Consider the following 1,453-nt stretch of genomic DNA (forward strand, 5'->3'; position numbering starts at 1 on the left):
CGGCGGCGCGGCGGTCCGCCGTCACGGCCCGCCCACCGCCTTCAGCGGCGCGCACACCTGGGAGCCGGGGGCCCGGGCGGCACGGGACGGGCGCAGGTCGGCGACCGCGAAGCAGCGCCGCAGCCACCGGTCCTGCCCGTCGTAGCGGGGCCGGAAGGCGGTGCGGCCGTGCACCGCGGTGCGGTTGTCCACGACGATCAGGTCACCGGCTTCGAGGACCGCGCCGTCGAGGACGGCGAGCATGGCGTCGCGCAGTTCGCCGAACGCGCGCTCCGCGGTCTCGTCCAGGGGTTCCATGGCGTGGAAGTCGGCGACGATCTCGGGGTCGCTGTCCGGGCCGGACAGCACGGGCAGCGGCGGTGAGACGACGCCGGTACCGGTACCGGTCCCCTGCTTCCCGGCGCCGGGGCCGCCGAAGGAGCTGCTGAGGTGGATCCGGAACAGCGGGCGGCGCAGTACGCGGACGCACTCGGCGGACAGGCGGGGCAGCGCCCGGGTGACGGCACCGTAGGTGGTGCGGGCCCGGCGCTCGTGGTCGGCGCGCAGGCACAGCAGCGTCACGAAGTCCGGTTTGTACGGGTGGAAGCCGTCCTCGGTGTGCAGTTCGAGCAGTACGCTGCCGCTGTTCTCCTGGCACTCCTCGGCGCCGCTGACCGGGACGATGTCCTGGATCAGCCGGCCGGCCTTCTCGTCGGCGTAGGCGATGACGTCGCCGAGCCAGGAGACCACGGCGAGCTGGCCGACCGTCGCGGTCCCGAGCCGCGACCAGGCGGGTGCGGCGCCGTCGGCGGGGGTCGGGGGCAGATCCTCGTCGAGCGGTACGTTGCGTACGAGCAGGACGCCGTGCGGGTCGCCCTGCCTGCGGAAGCGGCTGAGCGCGCGGGCCAGGCGGGGCGGGAGCCAGCGCGCCGCCACCTCGATCTCCGCGAGCAGCCGGGGGTCGTCGAGCTGGTCGGGCCCGGCCGGCTTCCCGTGCGGCAGCATGCCGGTGATCTCGTCGGCGACCTTGCGGAACTGCTCGGCTTCCTGCGGCGTCAGCTCCACCGTCTCGGCCCCGGCGCCGCCGGCGGGGGGTTCCTGGTACGTCAGCACAGCGGTGTCTCCTCGCGGTCCGCGGCGGTCAACGGGCGGACGGCGACCCGGCTTCGTCCATGGTGCGGACGAGGCTCGTCGGGCGCATGTCGGTCCAGTGTTCCTCGACGTGGGCGAGGCAGGCGTCCCGCGTGTCCTCGCCGTGCGCGACCGTCCAGCCGGCCGGGACTGCGGCGAACGACGGCCACAGCGAGTGCTGGCCCTCGTCGTTGACCAGCACCAGGTAGGTGCTGTCGGGGTTCTCGAAAGGATTGGTCATGGCGTGGTCCTTCTTCTTCGGGGCTTCGGGGCTTCGGGGCTTCGGGGAGGGAAGCGGGGGGCTGGGGTGGGCGTTCGGCAGGTGGGGGCGTCTGCGGGCGGC

The 1,453-nt window shown here is 74.3% G+C and carries 2 protein-coding genes; both read right to left on the bottom strand.

The window, feature by feature from the left end; all coding sequences use genetic code 11:
- Positions 1-21 precede the first annotated feature (21 nt).
- Positions 22-1,092 (bottom strand): TauD/TfdA family dioxygenase, encoded by a 1,071-nt coding sequence (locus ACZ4QV_RS22280; RefSeq protein ID WP_467763312.1) that lies wholly within the window; start codon positions 1,090-1,092, stop codon positions 22-24.
- A 28-nt stretch (positions 1,093-1,120) separates the two neighbouring features.
- Complete coding sequence (locus tag ACZ4QV_RS22285; protein WP_361152375.1) at positions 1,121-1,351, bottom strand: MbtH family protein; 231 nt, start codon at positions 1,349-1,351, stop codon at positions 1,121-1,123.
- Positions 1,352-1,453 lie beyond the last annotated feature (102 nt).

The organism is Streptomyces sp. NPDC026394, assembly GCF_055567735.1.